Below are 14,586 nucleotides of genomic sequence, written 5' to 3' on the forward strand. Positions count from 1 at the left end.
TCCTCACGGACACGAACCAGACAAGCGAGACTACGGGAGGAAGAACATAACCAACGGCCTGTCTGACCCCATAAAGAAACAATGCCACGCGCAACCAATAGCCCGGCTTCCCGTGCCAGACGCAAGCGTGTCCTTCTTCGTGCGAAGGGTTTCCGCGGATTCCGCTCGAAACTCTTCCGTTACGCCAAGGACGCCGTCCGGAAGGCACACCAGTACGAATACCGTGACCGCAAGAAGCGGAAGGGCCAATTCCGTCGTCTCTGGATCCAGCGGATCTCCGCTGCGACCCGCAACGAAGGCCTGACCTACTCCCGCTTCATCGAAGGCCTCAATGCCTGTGGCATCGAAGCCGACCGCAAGATCCTCGCGGATCTCGCCGTGACCGACCCGGCCGCCTTTTCGGCAATCGTCGCTCAAGCGAAAGCCGGTCTCGAACAGAAGAAGGAAGCAGCCGCCGCCTGAGCGAGCTCGCCAAGCCCATCTCAAACGCCGCCCGGTCTCGCACCCGGCGGCGTTTTTCGTGAGGAGTGAGGGGCAATTCTGCCCGCAGCCCCTACCCGTTTGACCTCACGCTCCCACCCTTTTCCTCGCCCGCTCCACCTTCCTCTGCTAACTTTATCCCAGCCGTGGAACCCTACCGCCCCAGCATTCGCCGCCTGCAGCTCGAGTTCGCCCAGCGACTCGCGAGGGCCCGTATGCTCAGAAAGCTGCGGGAAAAAAATCCGAATCCCAACAAAGCGATCACCGACAATAGCGAGCCGTGGCTGGAGAATCCCTCCACAATTGGTGATTTTCTGGAAATCTCGCGTTTGGTCGGTGAAAGCGCAAAGAAATGGCGGAAACAGTTCAACAATTCATCGACAAGCTGACGCCCAATCATCGGGTGATCATTATCGGTGGAGTGGCCGTGATCGGCCATGGCATGTCTCGGCATACCAAGGACGCCGATATCTGGCTGGAACCGCTGCATCATGCCAAAGCTTGGGCAGACGTGGTTGATTCCGTCTGCCGCCAGGTTCCCGGCACCAGCATCCACCGCCTGCCCGGGTGGATCGAAGTTCGGGGTTCCGAGATCGCCCACGCTGCCGAAGAAACCGGCATGGTCAGAATTCACGGACTCAATGTCCCGCTAGACATTTTCCGGAAGCCCAACGAATTCGACGAGTCCGTTTTCGATGCCGTGGCGAAGAGGGCCAAACGCAACGATGATGGCACCCTGCTCCCTGAACCTCTCGATCTCGTCCAAACCAAGATGAACACGGTCCGGGATCACGATCAGCAGGACATTCTCTTTCTCGAATCCCTCGTCCGCGCCGACTACAAGAAGCGCCTACCCGTCGCCACGATCGAAGAAGCCACCGCCATGCTCAACCGATATTCCGAGTGGCAGGTCCTCCAAGCCGCCCTCGAGAATCCCAGCGAGCAGGTCCGAGCCCTCGCCCACCAGCATCTCCGCGAGTTCGCCGAAGCAGGTGACCCCTTCTCCCAAGCGATTCTTGAAGGCCGGGAGATTCCCTGATCCGGGGAGTTTTTTGCGCAAAGAGGGAGCCATCCCTATCCATTGACCTCGGCACGGCTTCCGGCTATCCCCTGCGCCCCGCGATTGTCATGAAGGAATCCATCGAAGCCATCCAGACCGAGGCCCTCGCCCGGATCGAAGCCGCCAACGACGCCCGCACCATCGAGGATGCTCGCGTCGGCATCCTCGGCAAACAAGGCACCCTGACCAAGGTCTCCGCCGGCATGCGCGACGTTGCCAAAGAAGACAAGGCCGCCGTCGGCCAACTGCTCAACACCGCCCGCCAGAGCATCACCGCCGCGCTCGATGCCAAAAAAACGGCCCTTCAGGATGCCCAGGACGCCGAAGCTCTCAAGGGCATCGACGCCACCCTGCCCTCACGCGCCGTCCACCATGGCTCGCTCCATCCGCTCACTCACATCCGCCATGAGGCAATCACCATTCTCCGCCGCATGGGCTTCGCCCTCGCGGATGGGCCCGAAATCGAAGACGAGTTCCACTGTTTCGACGCCCTCAACACGCCCGAAGATCACCCGGCGCGAAACGAGAAGGACACCTTCTACTTCGACTCCGGCAAACTCCTGCGCACCCATACTTCCAGCGTTCAAGTCCGGACCATGGAAGGGCAGGCACCACCCGTGCGCATCATCGCTCCCGGTTCCGCCTATCGCCGCGACGAGATCGATGCCACCCACCTTTCCGTCTTCAACCAGCTCGAAGGTCTCTACGTCGATACCGATGTCTCGCTTGGCGACCTCAAGGGCACGCTCGAATACTTTCTCCACGAGCTCTTCGGTTCCGAAACAGAAGTCCGTTTCCGCCCACACTTCTTCCCTTTCACCGAGCCGAGTTTCGAAATCGACGTCAAGCTCCACGCCAAGGGCCAGGCTCCGAAATGGATCGAGGTCGCCGGCTGCGGCATGGTCGACCCCGCCGTCTTCGATGCCATCAGCGGCTCCCGCAAAGACGATTCCTATTCCCCCGACAAGGTCACGGGCTTTGCCTTCGGCATGGGTCTCGACCGCCTCGCCATGATCCGCTGGGGCATCCGCGACATCCGCCTGCTGATCGAGAACGACACCCGCTTCCTTTCGCAGTTCGCTTGAGGAGATAGGAGGTGGGAGATGATGGATGGAAGATTGTAGATGATGACGCCATGAACGACACGAACTTCGGATACAAGAAACTCAGGGCTTGGCAGCTCGCTAGGGAACTCGTCATTGAGATTCACAAGATGTCCCTCACCAAACTTCCGAAGTGGGAGCTTTATGAGGAAGGCGGCCAGATCCGACGGAGTGTGAAATCCGTCAAATCCAACATCGTCGAAGGCTATGGACGGCGGCGATACAAGGCGGACTACATCCGCTTTCTCGACTACGCCTACGCTTCGTTGCTCGAAACAATCGATCATCTGGATACTCTTCACGAAACTGATTCACTAAAAAAACGAGGCGCTTTTCGTATCACTCGACGAGCGCCTCACCCGTCTCTCTAAATCCCTCTATCTCTTCATCCGAGGTGTCGAAGACCATCACGATCCCGACCGAACCTGATCCTCCATCTCCCATCTCCCATCTCCCATCTCCCATCTCCCATCTCCCATCTCCCATCTCCCATCTCCCATCTCCTGCAATGAACGTTTCTCTCAATTGGCTCAGCACCCACGTTGACCTCAAAGGCAAATCTCCTGAGGAACTCGACAAGCTCCTCACCTTCGCAGGCGTCGAAGTGGAAGATATCAAGACCACTGGTGTCTCTTCGGATAAAATCGTCGTCGCCCAAATCAAGGAAGCCGTCCAGCACCCGAATGCCGACAAGCTCAAGGTCACCCAGGTCGACGCCGGGGAGGGCCAGCTCCGCCAGATCGTCTGTGGTGCCAAAAACTACAAGGTCGGCGACAAGGTCCCCTGCTGCCTTCCCGGAGCGGACCTCGGTGGATTTGTCATCGGCGAGACCAAAATGCGCGGGGTCGAATCCAGGGGCATGCTTGCCGCCGCTTCAGAGATCGGCCTGACCGACGAAGAGGACGGACTCATGATCCTCCCGGCCGACTTTGAGATCGGGAAACCCGTAAAGGAGCTCTTCGACCACGATGTGCTGCTTGAAGTCGAAGTCACTCCGAATCGTCCCGACCTGCTGAGCCACTACGGCATGGCGCGCGAGATGGCCACCCTGCTTGAAGTGCCGCTCAAATCTCTGGAAATTCCAGCGCGCAATGCCAGCAAAGCCGAAGGCGTGAGCATCATCGCAGAAGACAACTGCCCACTTTACACCGCCGTTAGAATCACAGGAGTCAAGGTCGCCGAGAGCCCCGCATGGTTGAAGGAACGCCTCGAGGCAATCGGCCTGCGCCCCATCAACAACATCGTCGACATCACCAACTTCGTTCTCCACGAGCTGGGCCAGCCACTGCATGCCTTCGATGCCGCCAAGGTGTCCGGCTCGATCGTGGTTCGTACCGCCAACGAAGGGGAGAAGTTCCACGCACTCGACGATGGGACTTACGAACTGACCACCGACGACTGCGTGATCTCCGACGAGTCCGGCAAAGCCCTCGCCCTCGGTGGCGTGATGGGCGGCGCGGACAGTGGCGTCACCGAAGGAACCACCGATATTCTACTGGAATCGGCGTACTTCACCCCCTCGCGGATTCGTCGTACCTCGCGCCGCACCGCGTTGATGTCCGACTCCTCCTACCGCTTCGAACGCGGTGTCGATCCTGCCGGCATTTCCAAAGCCTCCGCCCTTGCCGTCAAACTGATCCTCGAACTTGCCGGTGGCACCGCCGAAACCGAAACCATGACCGCCGGTGAGGCTCCGGTGCTGACGCAGCCTGTCGCACTGGACCTTTCCCGCCTCGACCAGTTGACCGGTGCCAGCATCTCCCACGACGAGGCCGCCACCATCCTCACTCGGCTCGGACTGTCTCAGACGGCCGACGGAACCTGGAGCGTGCCCTCTTTCCGCGCCGACCTCCAGCGTCACATCGATCTGGTTGAGGAAATCGTCCGCGTCAAAGGACTGGATGCGATCCCCTCCCGTTTGCGTGGCACCTTTGTCCCGTCGTCGATCATCGATCACGCCTACGACGCCGACATGCGACTCCGCGAACGCCTTGCCGGACTCGGTTTCCACGAATGCCAGACGATCAAGCTGATCGCCGACGCCCAAGTTGCCGACGCGCTGCCGCTCAAGCGCCTGATCGACGGCGACACCATTCGCGTCAGCCTTCCGCTAAGCGAGGACCACGCCGTGCTGAGACCGAGCCTGGCTCCCGGTCTGATCGCCTCCGCCGAAAGAAACAATCGTCAGGGTGCCTCCGCACTTCGCCTATTCGAAATGGGCCGCGTGTTCCGCAATGCCGGCGGAGGAAAAGCCAAGGATCTCGAGAGCGAAACGCTGGGGATTCTTCTTTCGGGCAATGCCTCCGCCCCTAGCTGGTCCGCCACTCCCCAGCCAGCAGACCTCTACGACCTCAAGGCAATCATCCAGGCTCTCGTCCCAACAAGCCCTGTGCAACTCTCGCCACGCGAGCAAGCGGGTTACGCCTTGGGATGCGATATCGTGATCGCGGGCCAGAATGCAGGCAGCTTCGGGATGCTCAAACCCTCAAGGCAGCGGCAGATCGATTCCAACCACCCGGTCTTCATCGCCGAGCTGGATCTCTCGAAGCTGAGAAAATTGTCGTCGGTCTCCCGCGATATTGCCGATCTCCCGCAGTTTCCCGGCTCGACGCGAGACGTGGCCATGGAAGTCCCCACTGAACTCGCGAATGCCGAAATCGAGAAGGTCCTGGGCAAGTCCAAGGAGGCCCTCCTTTCCGGTTTCGAATGCTTCGACCTCTTCAGCGACCCAAGTGGTGAAAAGCTGGCGGCGGACCGCAAGTCGATCGCTTACCGAATCAACTACCGCTCGCCCGACCGAACCCTGAAGACTCAGGAAGTGGACACGGCGCATCAAGGGATCCTCAAGCAACTCAGCCAAAGCCTGGACGTCAAATTCCGCTAAAAGCGCTTGAGCTTTCTCATGTGAGACCCTATCGTGTCTCACATGAAATACAATGAGCCGGTGATCTATGTCAGCTACCTCCGGGATCGCTGCCGGAAGCCGGGTACCGGGATTCGCGAGGAAGTCGTGATCGAGGATCATCCCTCGGCCGTCATTCGCCGGATTCGCAAGGGTCTTCCGATGGCGGAGTTCAGAGCGCTCGCCGAGTGGCTCAAGGTCACTGATGAAGAGCTGGCTCCCTTGCTTGGAATTTCCCGTGCCACCTTCCACCGCCGCCGCAAAGCCGGCCACCTTGAGCCTCCTGAAAGCGAGAAGCTGATCCGCTTTGCCCGGCTACTCACCCGCGCCACCGAGGTTCTGGAAGATGAGGGGGCGGCACGCGATTGGCTCAAGACTCCCGCCGTGGCCTTCGAAGGTGAATCGCCGCTTTCCTTCGCCGATACCGAAATCGGTGCCCGAGAAGTCGAATACCTGCTCGGTCGCTTGGAACACGGCGTCTTTTCCTGAGTATGCGCTGCTTTCGAATCGTGAAACCGGACTTTGCGGCGACCGCCTTGTCCGGCGAGGGTGCCAGGCTCTACGGCGGACGCTGGAATCCACCGGGTTGGCGCTGCGTCTATGCCGCCGAAAGCAGGGCTCTCGCGATGCTCGAACTTCTGGTCCATCTGACCGGTCGTAGTCGTGCTCTCAAATTCCGGCTGCTCACCTTGGAGATCGATCAGGCGGCGGTCCTGGAAGCGAAACACTTAGCCGATGGCTGGAACACCCACCCTGCCGGCCGAGCCTCACAAATAATCGGACAGAACTGGCTCCAAGACTCCAAATCACCCGTCCTCCGCGTCCCCTCGGTCCTGATTCCAGAAGAAAGCAATTTCCTACTCAACCCTCTGGCACCCGGATTCGACATGATCCGCGTGATCGAGGAGCGGGAACTCAGTCTCGATCTGCGCCTGGCGGAATCCCCTTAGCCCAAGTCGCTGCTGGTCACCGAAGTCTGCTCCCTCGATCCGAGCAAATTTGCCTGATCGATCACCCGCTGGGCAGCGCCATCAAAACGGAAGCTATGACAGTTCGGGCAGAGCATCGTCGCCCCCCCGACAATCGAATCGCAACCCTCACAAACCTTGTAGCCCGAAGGATCGGAGGCGATCCGGGCGGCGGTGGCTTTGCGGGACTCGTTGCTTTGTTTTTCAGACATCGGGACAAAAATGAAGCGGCACCGGAATCCGGAGCCGCTTCGAAAGATTTGAATTTCCGGAGTGCGGCTTAGCTGGCGCTGGCAATGGCTTTGGCGGCCTTACTCTTCAGGTTGGCTGCCTTGCTCTTGTGAATAAGGCCCTTCTTGGCGGCTTTGTCCACTGCCGAGGAGAATTTCGACAGAGACTCTGAAGCGGTCTTCACATCACCCGACTCGGCGGCGCTGAGAGTTTCCTTACGAAGGGACTTGATCGTCGCCTTACGCTGACGGTTCCGCTCGGTGCGGACCTTGGTCTGACGGACTCTCTTGAGGGCTGACTTGTGGTTGGCCATGATTGAAAATGTTCTTGAAAATCCACGCCTTCAGCAGCGCGGGGGCGGAAATCTAGGGAATCAAGGGATGCTGTCAAGCTTGTCTGCCCGCAGAATCCCTCCTTTTTTACCTCAGACTGACGAAGTTCGTCTGGGAGTGAAGACGGGCATACTCCCTGCCGGCCGAGGTTTCCATCAGCGACTTGCGGAACACCTGAACTTCAGCCCCTTCCCCGACTCGATTGTAGAGATCGACGACATCCTTCATCGACATCCGGATGCAGCCATACGAGGCAGGAGTCCCCAGGCGCCACTCTTCCGGCGTGCCATGGATGTAGATGCAACGACCGTAAGTATTGCGATTGTGCGACTGCTTCCCGCTCAGCCAAAGGATCCGACCGACGATGGGATCCCGGCCGGGGGCATTGGGCTTCAGAACCTCACCGGTCGGTCGGCGACTCTTGAAGACCATCCCTTTCGGATATCCGTCGCCAATCTTGCGGGCAACCTCCAGCTTGCCGAGCGGCGTATGATTGCTTCCCGAGCGTGAGCTCAGACCGAACTTTGAAGTAGAAATCGGATAGGACTTCACTGGCTGCCCGTCTCTCACCAACAGCATCCGCTGATCGCGCACGCTAACGAGCATTTTGTTGCGGTCATCCTTGCCGGTTCCGCAACTGCTCAAACTGATGGCGCTCGGAACAATCAACAGGGCGGCCAGCGCCATTCGGATCAGTCGACGTCTCATGATGCGTTCAGGAATCCTGGTTTGGTGGTTCAATGGCATCCTCTGAAGAACTTCCGGAAGGAACCATTCTCAGTAGGGATGATAGCGAAGTGTAGAAGAATCCAACAGGAAATGGAAGCAGAAGAATTGCCGAGGCCCAGCGGGCTTCAAGGGCAGCTTCGACCACGACAAACAGGAAGAAGAAACCGAACAGCAACTCCACCACCGGTGTCAGCGTCTTCATCGCCTTGTAACTGCTCTTCTTCCAATCGCCTTTGCGCTTCTGTTCAATTCCGTACTTCGGCGTGCGGACGAAGCCGGTCTCATGATTGAAGATCGCTTCAAGCACAGCCTTGGCGTTGTTGATCGACATCCCGATTCCCAAGGCAAGAAGCAGAGGAAGATAAGGAACTTCCTTCCACCAGGTTTTCGGGCGCAAAGCCTTCTGCGAGGTGAGGTAGAAAAGTATCACCGACACCGACGCAAAGAAGAAGATCGGCACATTAACAATGTAGTAGGTCCATCCACCGAAGTCCGGTGCCGCGTGCTGGTTGGGATAAATCAGGAAGCAGAGACAGATCAACATCAGGTAGGCGAAGTTCGACGTCAGATGCGCCGTTGCCTCCATCTTCACATACAGGGGTGCCTTGCTCTTCCAGATCGCAGGAAGAACCTTCTTGCAGACTTGGATCGACCCCTTGGTCCAGCGGTGTTGCTGACTCTTGAAGCCATCCATGTCGACCGGTAGTTCGGCTGGTGTTTCGACCTCCTTGAGGAAAATGAAACGCCACCCCTTGAGTTGAGCACGATAGCTCAGATCCATGTCCTCGGTCAGGGTGTCGTGTTCCCAACCACCCGCATCGGCAATGCAGGACTTCCTCCAGATGCCGGCAGTACCATTGAAAGTGAAGAAACGCCCGCTGCGGTTGCGTGCGGTTTGCTCAAGCTCGAGGTGACCGTCCAGGAACATCGCCTGCACTCGGGTCAGGACGTTGAAGGTCCGGTTCAAGTGCCCCCAACGGGTCTGGATCATTCCAATATTGTCGTCGGAGAAATAGTGAATCGTCTTCTGAAGGACATCCGGATTCGGGACAAAGTCGGCGTCCAGGATGAAGAGATACTCCCCCTTGGCAAACTCGGTTCCATGCTCAAGCGCTCCCGCTTTATAGCCGGTGCGATCCGTTCGGTGGATCAACTCGGCATCAAAGCCCTGGGCCTTCAGCCGCTCGACTCCGACACGACAGATCTCGGTCGTTTCGTCGGTGGAATCGTCGAGCACCTGGATCTGCAGCTTGTCCTTCGGATAGTCGAGCTTCGCGACGGAATCCAGAAGGCGGTCGACCACGTGGAGTTCATTGAAGACCGGCAGCTGGACCGTCACCAGTGGCAGCTCCTCAAACTGCTTTTTCGGCACCGGCATTTTCCGCGAGTGCTTGAGGTAAAGGTAGACGATGGTGAGTCGATGAAGTCCGTAACCCGAAAGGCCAATGAGCACGAGAATGTAGGAAACGTACCAGAGAGGTGAGGTCCAAAGTTCCATATTAGTAAGGGAGAATTAGGTTCTCAGGGGAAAAGCTGACCCAAGAACTCCCGAATCAATAGATTGGTTTACTTAAATAAGCAGACTCGGGCTGCGGGAAGCCATCACGGATCCCCTACCAAGTCAAGCCATAAGCCTGTCGTCCTGATAGAGCCAAGCCCCTCATTCCCATTGATCTAGAACCGAAGCAGTGCCAGATTTCCCCCGTGTCCACCTTAAGATTTTTGCTGCCAGCCCTGTTCGCTGCTTCCATGGCGCTTGTCACCGCCGAGGAAGAGCCGGACGCTGCCATTGAACAACCGGCCCTACCTCCGGGAGCCCCGCCAATCCCAGCCGACCTGTTGGAGGACGATCATGTGCGGGAGGAACTGGCGATCAACGAGTTCACCGCCCCTTCAATCGCCAAAATCTTCGATTCCCTGAAATCCTTGGCACCCCTCCCTCTCGCTGATTACCCGCGGGAAATTCCCGAAAGGATGCCGCTGGACCGGGCGGATCTGGCCGTCGAACTGGGCTTTTTGATCGCCGATGGCTTTCTCGTCGTCCAAGTCGGTGAACTCGGCAAGGTCGAGGAGCTCGCCGGACAGCTCACCCGCTACGCCAAGTCCTTGGGCGCGGGTGACCGGGTCAACCGCCACGCGGCAAGCCTGCTTGAAAGCGCCAAGAAAGGCGATGTGGAGCAACTCAAAAAGGAACTCGCGGCTACCCAGAAAGACGTCGAACTCGAGCTGGTAACCCTCCGCGATGCCGACCTCGCGCACCTCATCTCGATCGGCGGATGGATTCGCGCTCTTGAAGTCGCATCGGGCGCGGTCAACAAACAATTCAGCCCGGAGCGCGCACGGCAGATCATGCGGGAAGACATCGCGGATTACTACTCCGCCATCATCGGATCCCTCGAACCCCGCATTGCGGAAAGGCAGAACTACATCGATATGCAAACGGTCCTCTCTGGAATGCGGATTGAAATGCTCATCGAGGAAGGCGAGGATCCTTCGCCTGAAGAGATTGCCGAGATCCACCAACAGGCAAAAAATCTCGTCGAGCTGTCTTTGATGCGCGCCCAGCCATGAAGATTGCAGTCCTCGGGCTCGGCATCATCGGCTCGCGAGCTGCCGAGAATCTCCGCCTGAACTCCGACCACCATGTCACTCTGTGGAATCGAACTCCGAAGGGCTTCGAAGGTGAGTGCAACGACCTGCTGAAAGCGGCAGGCGATGCTGAAGTGATGGCTCTGTATTTGAAGGATGGGCCTGCCGTTCGGGAAGTTACCACGCAGCTATTCCACTCGCTATCGAACAAGCCGACTTTGCTCAATCACTCAACGGTCGATCTCGCAACCACCCACTGGCTCGCGGAGGAATGCGCCAAGCGTGGATGGGGCTTCCTCGACGCGCCATTCACCGGCAGTCGTGATGCAGCAGCCGGTGCCAAGCTCGTCTACTACGCCGCTGGTAGTAGTTCGCTCCTCGAAAAGATGAAGCCCCTCCTTCTCGAGACCGCCAAAGAAGTGATCCCTTGTGGTGATGTGGGCCGTGCCACCATCATCAAACTGGTAACCAACCTTGTCTCCGCGTGCACCGTTCAGGCCTTGGCCGAAGCTCTTGCCACGGCGACACGCCATGGCATCGCGCCGGAGACCCTTACCTCGGCCATTGCCAGCAATGCCTGTGGCTCTCCACTCGCCGCACTCAAACTCCCAACCATGGCCAGCGGCGATTTCACACCCCACTTCTCATTGCAGAACATGCTCAAGGACAGCCGCTACGCCCTCGAACTTGCCGAAGGGCTTGACACCCCCGCCATCAGGACGGTGTCCGACCGAATGGCCGAACTCTGTGAGTCCGGACTCTCCGAACAGGATTTTTCGTGTCTCGCGTCACCCTACCTCGATTCATGAGCCAACCCGAGAACCTTCCCTCCGAATCACCGGTGATCCTCTCGATGACTGGTCCCGATGCCATCCGGTTTCTCAATGGTCAGATCACTCAGGATGTCTCCAATCTCGATGACAAGTCCCTCCCCGCCTGCGTGACCGACGCCAAAGGTCGTCTCCAGTACTACATCAAGGTATTCGCGGGATCCGAAACGGGATCACTGTGGCTCACCTGCCCGAAAGATCAGGCTGCAGGTCTACGCGATCGATTGGAACGCTATCTGATCGCGGACGACGTCGAGGTCGCGGACCTGACCAATCAGTGGGCCTGCATTCATTCCTCACATCCAGATCCATCATCTGACTTCGTCCGCTCGGCACGCGGATGTTTTGGCGACGGCTTTGATTGCTGGTGGAAAACCGATCATCTGCCGCAGCTTGATGCGATCGATCAAGCTCAAGCAAAGAGACTCCGGATCTCCGCCCGCATTCCGGCATGGGGACACGAGTTGAGCGAAGGCATGCTTCCGCCCGATGCAGGTCTCGATAAGAACGCGATCTCCTATCACAAGGGTTGCTACATCGGTCAGGAGGTTCTTTCTCGAATCAAGTCTGCTGGTAAACTCAATCGCCGACTCGCTGCATTTGAAATCACAGGAGAGCCGAACGAAGGTGATCTCCTACTGCTCGGCTCAAAAGAAGTCGGACACCTCACGAGCGTGGTGACAGACGAAGCGTTGGGCTTTTTGAAGAAGCAAGGATTCGGGGAAACGGACTTCACCATTGCCGATTCCGCCGGGAACTCCACGGGTGCGGCAAGGTTTTCCGCCTGGGCCTGAGGCCAGCACCAAAAAAGGGGCGCCGGATGAATCCAACGCCCCTTTTTCATGAAGATTTCAAGTCCGCCTCAGTATTCGTAGTTCAATGAGAAGTTGAACTGCCCACCCTTGTCGGCGATCGGATCCGGGCTGTCGATCGGGATGGCATAGTCGAGAGCCAACGGAACCGGACTGATCGGCAGACGAAGTCGAACACCGATACCGACATCCTGATAGAGTTCGCTCGCATCGAGGTCCCACGCGCCTGCGTTCACAAAGCCCAAGTCGTAAAACGCAGCGAGCCGGACGTTGTCAATGACTGGCACGGTGTATTCAAATGACAGGAATCCGAGCGATTGACCACCAACGACTTCCTCGGTCACAGGATCACGTGGACCAACGTCGCGGAATTCGAAACCACGCAAGGTCTGAGGACCGCCAAGATAAAGCGTATCAAAAATTGGCACCGTGCCGCTGGTCGCATCGACAAAGGCCAGTTCACCCTTGATCGAAAAGATCGAGTCCCACTTGAAGTTCCAATATTTCGAACCAAGAACCGTGAGACCATAAGTGTCGACGTCGCCGCCAAGGAAGGTCCCGGCCAAGCTGACTCCGACATCGATCTTGGATCCTTCACGAGTCTCGATCACCGAATTCCGAGTGTCGTAGACCCAGTTCGCACTGAGGGCCGAGCGAATGTAGTCGCCTTCTTCCGGAATAAGCAAAGAAGGCGGACCGGGAGGCACCATGCTGGTTGATGCGTTCGACAAGGCGTAAACGGAGGCATCAAGGTCGATGGAGACTTGCTCAAGTCGATACTCACCTCTGATGAAGGTATTTTCCGTGAGAGGTTTACGGAGCGTGATCGCGCCGCCCGCATTGGTCTGTTCATAGAAATCCGAGAAGAACTGGGAGTCCCGGTAGAAGAGCTCTCCGCCAAGCGCGAGCTGCTGCCCCATGAACCACGGCTCGACCAGGGAGATACCGGCATCGATCCGCTCCGAGCCAATCCGCAGGTCGGCACTGAAGCGCTGACCTCCACCTGTAAATGCCCATGGATTCGTGATATCGAAGTTGGTCTGCTCAAGCCGGACGAATCCCACGATGGAGTCAATCGAACTGAATCCGACACCGCCACTGATGGAACCAGTGCGGCGCTCCTCGACCAGAATATCGACATCGCGATAGCTTCCACCGCGGGCGCTTGGCGACGAATTCACCTGAACGTTATCGAAATACTGGAGCCCCTCGAGGCGGGCCTTGGTGACTTCCGTCTCCACCGAGTTGAAGTAGTCTCCGGGCTTGAGGGGGACTTCACGACGAATGACCCGGTCCTGCGTCTTGGTATTCCCTTCAATGTTCACCTCACCCACACGATAGCGGGAACCTTCGGTAATCCGGTAAACAACCGACACCTGATTCGGACCTGCGTCCCGAATGTCGGGAGTCACGGTCGCATCCGCATAACCCCGGGATCCATAGTAGCTGCGGATCGTGGTCATGTCCGCCCTCATTTTCTTGGAGTTGTAGGCGTCTCCATCAACCAAAGTCAGAGCCGGATAAAGTTCTTCAGGGGTGAATACGGTCATTTTCCCGAAACCCAGTCCCTTGACGGTGTACTTGTCACCTTCATTGATCGGGATCACCAGATCGACACGGCCGTCTCCAACCGGTTCGCGCCGAATGCCTGGGCTATCGGCACGGAGGAATCCCTTCGAGCGATAAAAGTCCAGGACCGACTCCAGATCCTGATCAAGCTGTCCGACTTCGAAGCGACCCGACTTGGTGATCCATGACCAGAGTCCCTTTTCCTTCACGCTCATCTGACGAAGCAGCGTCCGGCGATCAAAAGTGTTGTTCCCTTCAAAGCGAATGTCACGAATCTCGTTCTTGCCGCCCTCATCAATGATGAAAATCAAATCCGCACCCTGTCCGGTCTCGGAATCCTGAAAGCGATGACTGATCGTCACATCGGGGTATCCGGCATCGGTGTAAAGGGCCTCGATGTTCTGTCTCGCAGTGATCACCATCTCATCGCTCAGCGCGCCGCCGGCTTTGAGTTTCGATTCCTTGGCCAGCTTGGTGTCACTGAATGCGGTGTTTCCGACAAACCCCACGGCAACGAATCCGGGCCGGGTCGTCACCGAGTAGATCACCCGCACATTTTCCCCCACCGGCTCCGCCAAAACCCTCACATCATTGACCATCCCGGAACCGTAGAGCGCCTTGATGTCATTATCGATGGTGTCCGTCCGGTAGGGAGTCCCTGGGGAAAGCTGAATGAAATTGCGCAATCTCGCCTCATCAACGGTCTGATCCCCCTCGTAGCGGAAATCGACAGCAGAGATATTTTGACCCTCAAATCCCTGAGCGCTTACCGACGTCATCGAAAAACCGAAAACGACAAGCGCCGCCAGAACCAACCGGCACGTCCAACGGGACGCGCCCCAAAACCCTAGGAAGGATGAAATATCCATGTGTGTGTGCGACTGCGGGGATAAAACCCGCCAAAGGCCCACCCCGTCAAGGACCATGTCTCCCTAACGAGCGCACCTTCGCTTTGACAAGCAGACCCCTGCCTCCTTAGTT

16 protein-coding genes are annotated in these 14,586 nt (G+C 57.8%); 11 read left to right on the forward strand and 5 right to left on the reverse strand.

The window, feature by feature from the left end:
- Nucleotides 1–81 precede the first annotated feature (81 nt).
- From rplT to WBG04_RS17085, 8 genes are all read left to right on the forward strand, one after another.
- Nucleotides 82–462, forward strand: coding sequence for a 50S ribosomal protein L20 (gene rplT / locus WBG04_RS17050; RefSeq protein ID WP_424315885.1), 381 nt, complete (start codon nt 82–84; stop codon nt 460–462).
- A 164-nt stretch (nt 463–626) separates the two neighbouring features.
- Nucleotides 627–869: a hypothetical protein gene (locus WBG04_RS17055; RefSeq protein ID WP_424315887.1), complete on the forward strand. Its 243-nt coding sequence runs from the start codon at nt 627–629 to the stop codon at nt 867–869.
- The gene (locus tag WBG04_RS17060) at nt 833–1,519 is read left to right on the forward strand and encodes a hypothetical protein (RefSeq protein WP_424315888.1); all 687 of its coding nucleotides are present in this window, start codon (nt 833–835) and stop codon (nt 1,517–1,519) included. The genes WBG04_RS17055 and WBG04_RS17060 overlap by 37 nt, the downstream gene beginning before the upstream one ends.
- 89 nt (nt 1,520–1,608) lie before the next feature.
- Entirely contained in the window at nt 1,609–2,625 is a 1,017-nt protein-coding gene (pheS, locus tag WBG04_RS17065) for a phenylalanine--tRNA ligase subunit alpha (RefSeq protein ID WP_424315890.1), read from the forward strand.
- Nucleotides 2,626–2,675: 50 nt separating this feature from the next.
- Nucleotides 2,676–3,014 carry a four helix bundle protein gene (locus WBG04_RS17070; protein ID WP_424315892.1) on the forward strand — a complete coding sequence of 113 codons (339 nt, stop codon included), beginning with the start codon at nt 2,676–2,678 and terminating at the stop codon, nt 3,012–3,014.
- Between the two features lie 137 nt (nt 3,015–3,151).
- Nucleotides 3,152–5,527 carry a phenylalanine--tRNA ligase subunit beta gene (gene pheT, locus WBG04_RS17075; RefSeq protein WP_424315894.1) on the forward strand — a complete coding sequence of 792 codons (2,376 nt, stop codon included), beginning with the start codon at nt 3,152–3,154 and terminating at the stop codon, nt 5,525–5,527.
- 42 nt (nt 5,528–5,569) lie between these two features.
- The gene (gene parS / locus WBG04_RS17080) at nt 5,570–6,034 is read left to right on the forward strand and encodes a type II RES/Xre toxin-antitoxin system antitoxin (RefSeq protein WP_424315896.1); all 465 of its coding nucleotides are present in this window, start codon (nt 5,570–5,572) and stop codon (nt 6,032–6,034) included.
- A gap of 20 nt (nt 6,035–6,054) precedes the next feature.
- On the forward strand, nt 6,055–6,495 hold the full coding sequence (locus WBG04_RS17085) for an RES family NAD+ phosphorylase (RefSeq protein WP_424315898.1): 441 nt from the start codon (nt 6,055–6,057) through the stop codon (nt 6,493–6,495).
- Here the strand turns inward: WBG04_RS17085 and WBG04_RS17090 are convergent.
- From WBG04_RS17090 to WBG04_RS17105, 4 genes are all read right to left on the reverse strand, one after another.
- Nucleotides 6,492–6,725: a hypothetical protein gene (locus tag WBG04_RS17090; protein ID WP_424315900.1), complete on the reverse strand. Its 234-nt coding sequence runs from the start codon at nt 6,723–6,725 to the stop codon at nt 6,492–6,494. The two genes, WBG04_RS17085 and WBG04_RS17090, sit on opposite strands and share 4 nt — an antisense overlap.
- A gap of 68 nt (nt 6,726–6,793) precedes the next feature.
- Entirely contained in the window at nt 6,794–7,057 is a 264-nt protein-coding gene (gene rpsT / locus WBG04_RS17095) for a 30S ribosomal protein S20 (RefSeq protein ID WP_424315902.1), read from the reverse strand.
- Between the two features lie 106 nt (nt 7,058–7,163).
- Nucleotides 7,164–7,784 (reverse strand): L,D-transpeptidase family protein, encoded by a 621-nt coding sequence (locus WBG04_RS17100; protein WP_424315904.1) that lies wholly within the window; start codon nt 7,782–7,784, stop codon nt 7,164–7,166.
- Between the two features lie 7 nt (nt 7,785–7,791).
- Nucleotides 7,792–9,303 carry a cellulose synthase family protein gene (locus WBG04_RS17105; RefSeq protein ID WP_424315906.1) on the reverse strand — a complete coding sequence of 504 codons (1,512 nt, stop codon included), beginning with the start codon at nt 9,301–9,303 and terminating at the stop codon, nt 7,792–7,794.
- A gap of 206 nt (nt 9,304–9,509) precedes the next feature.
- Between WBG04_RS17105 and WBG04_RS17110 the strand changes: the two genes are divergently transcribed.
- From WBG04_RS17110 to WBG04_RS17120, 3 genes are read left to right on the forward strand one after another with little or no spacing between them, the layout of a single operon-like run.
- Complete coding sequence (locus WBG04_RS17110; protein WP_424315908.1) at nt 9,510–10,376, forward strand: hypothetical protein; 867 nt, start codon at nt 9,510–9,512, stop codon at nt 10,374–10,376.
- Nucleotides 10,373–11,203, forward strand: coding sequence for an NAD(P)-dependent oxidoreductase (locus WBG04_RS17115; RefSeq protein ID WP_424315909.1), 831 nt, complete (start codon nt 10,373–10,375; stop codon nt 11,201–11,203). The genes WBG04_RS17110 and WBG04_RS17115 overlap by 4 nt, the downstream gene beginning before the upstream one ends.
- On the forward strand, nt 11,200–12,018 hold the full coding sequence (locus tag WBG04_RS17120; protein WP_424315911.1) for a YgfZ/GcvT domain-containing protein: 819 nt from the start codon (nt 11,200–11,202) through the stop codon (nt 12,016–12,018). Before WBG04_RS17115 ends, WBG04_RS17120 begins: the two co-directional genes overlap by 4 nt.
- A gap of 68 nt (nt 12,019–12,086) precedes the next feature.
- On the opposite strand, the gene bamA is transcribed toward WBG04_RS17120, so the two are convergent.
- Nucleotides 12,087–14,384 (reverse strand): outer membrane protein assembly factor BamA, encoded by a 2,298-nt coding sequence (gene bamA / locus WBG04_RS17125; protein ID WP_424315913.1) that lies wholly within the window; start codon nt 14,382–14,384, stop codon nt 12,087–12,089.
- Nucleotides 14,385–14,586 lie beyond the last annotated feature (202 nt).

Source organism: Haloferula sp. (assembly GCF_049672945.1).
GTDB lineage: Bacteria > Verrucomicrobiota > Verrucomicrobiia > Verrucomicrobiales > Akkermansiaceae > Haloferula.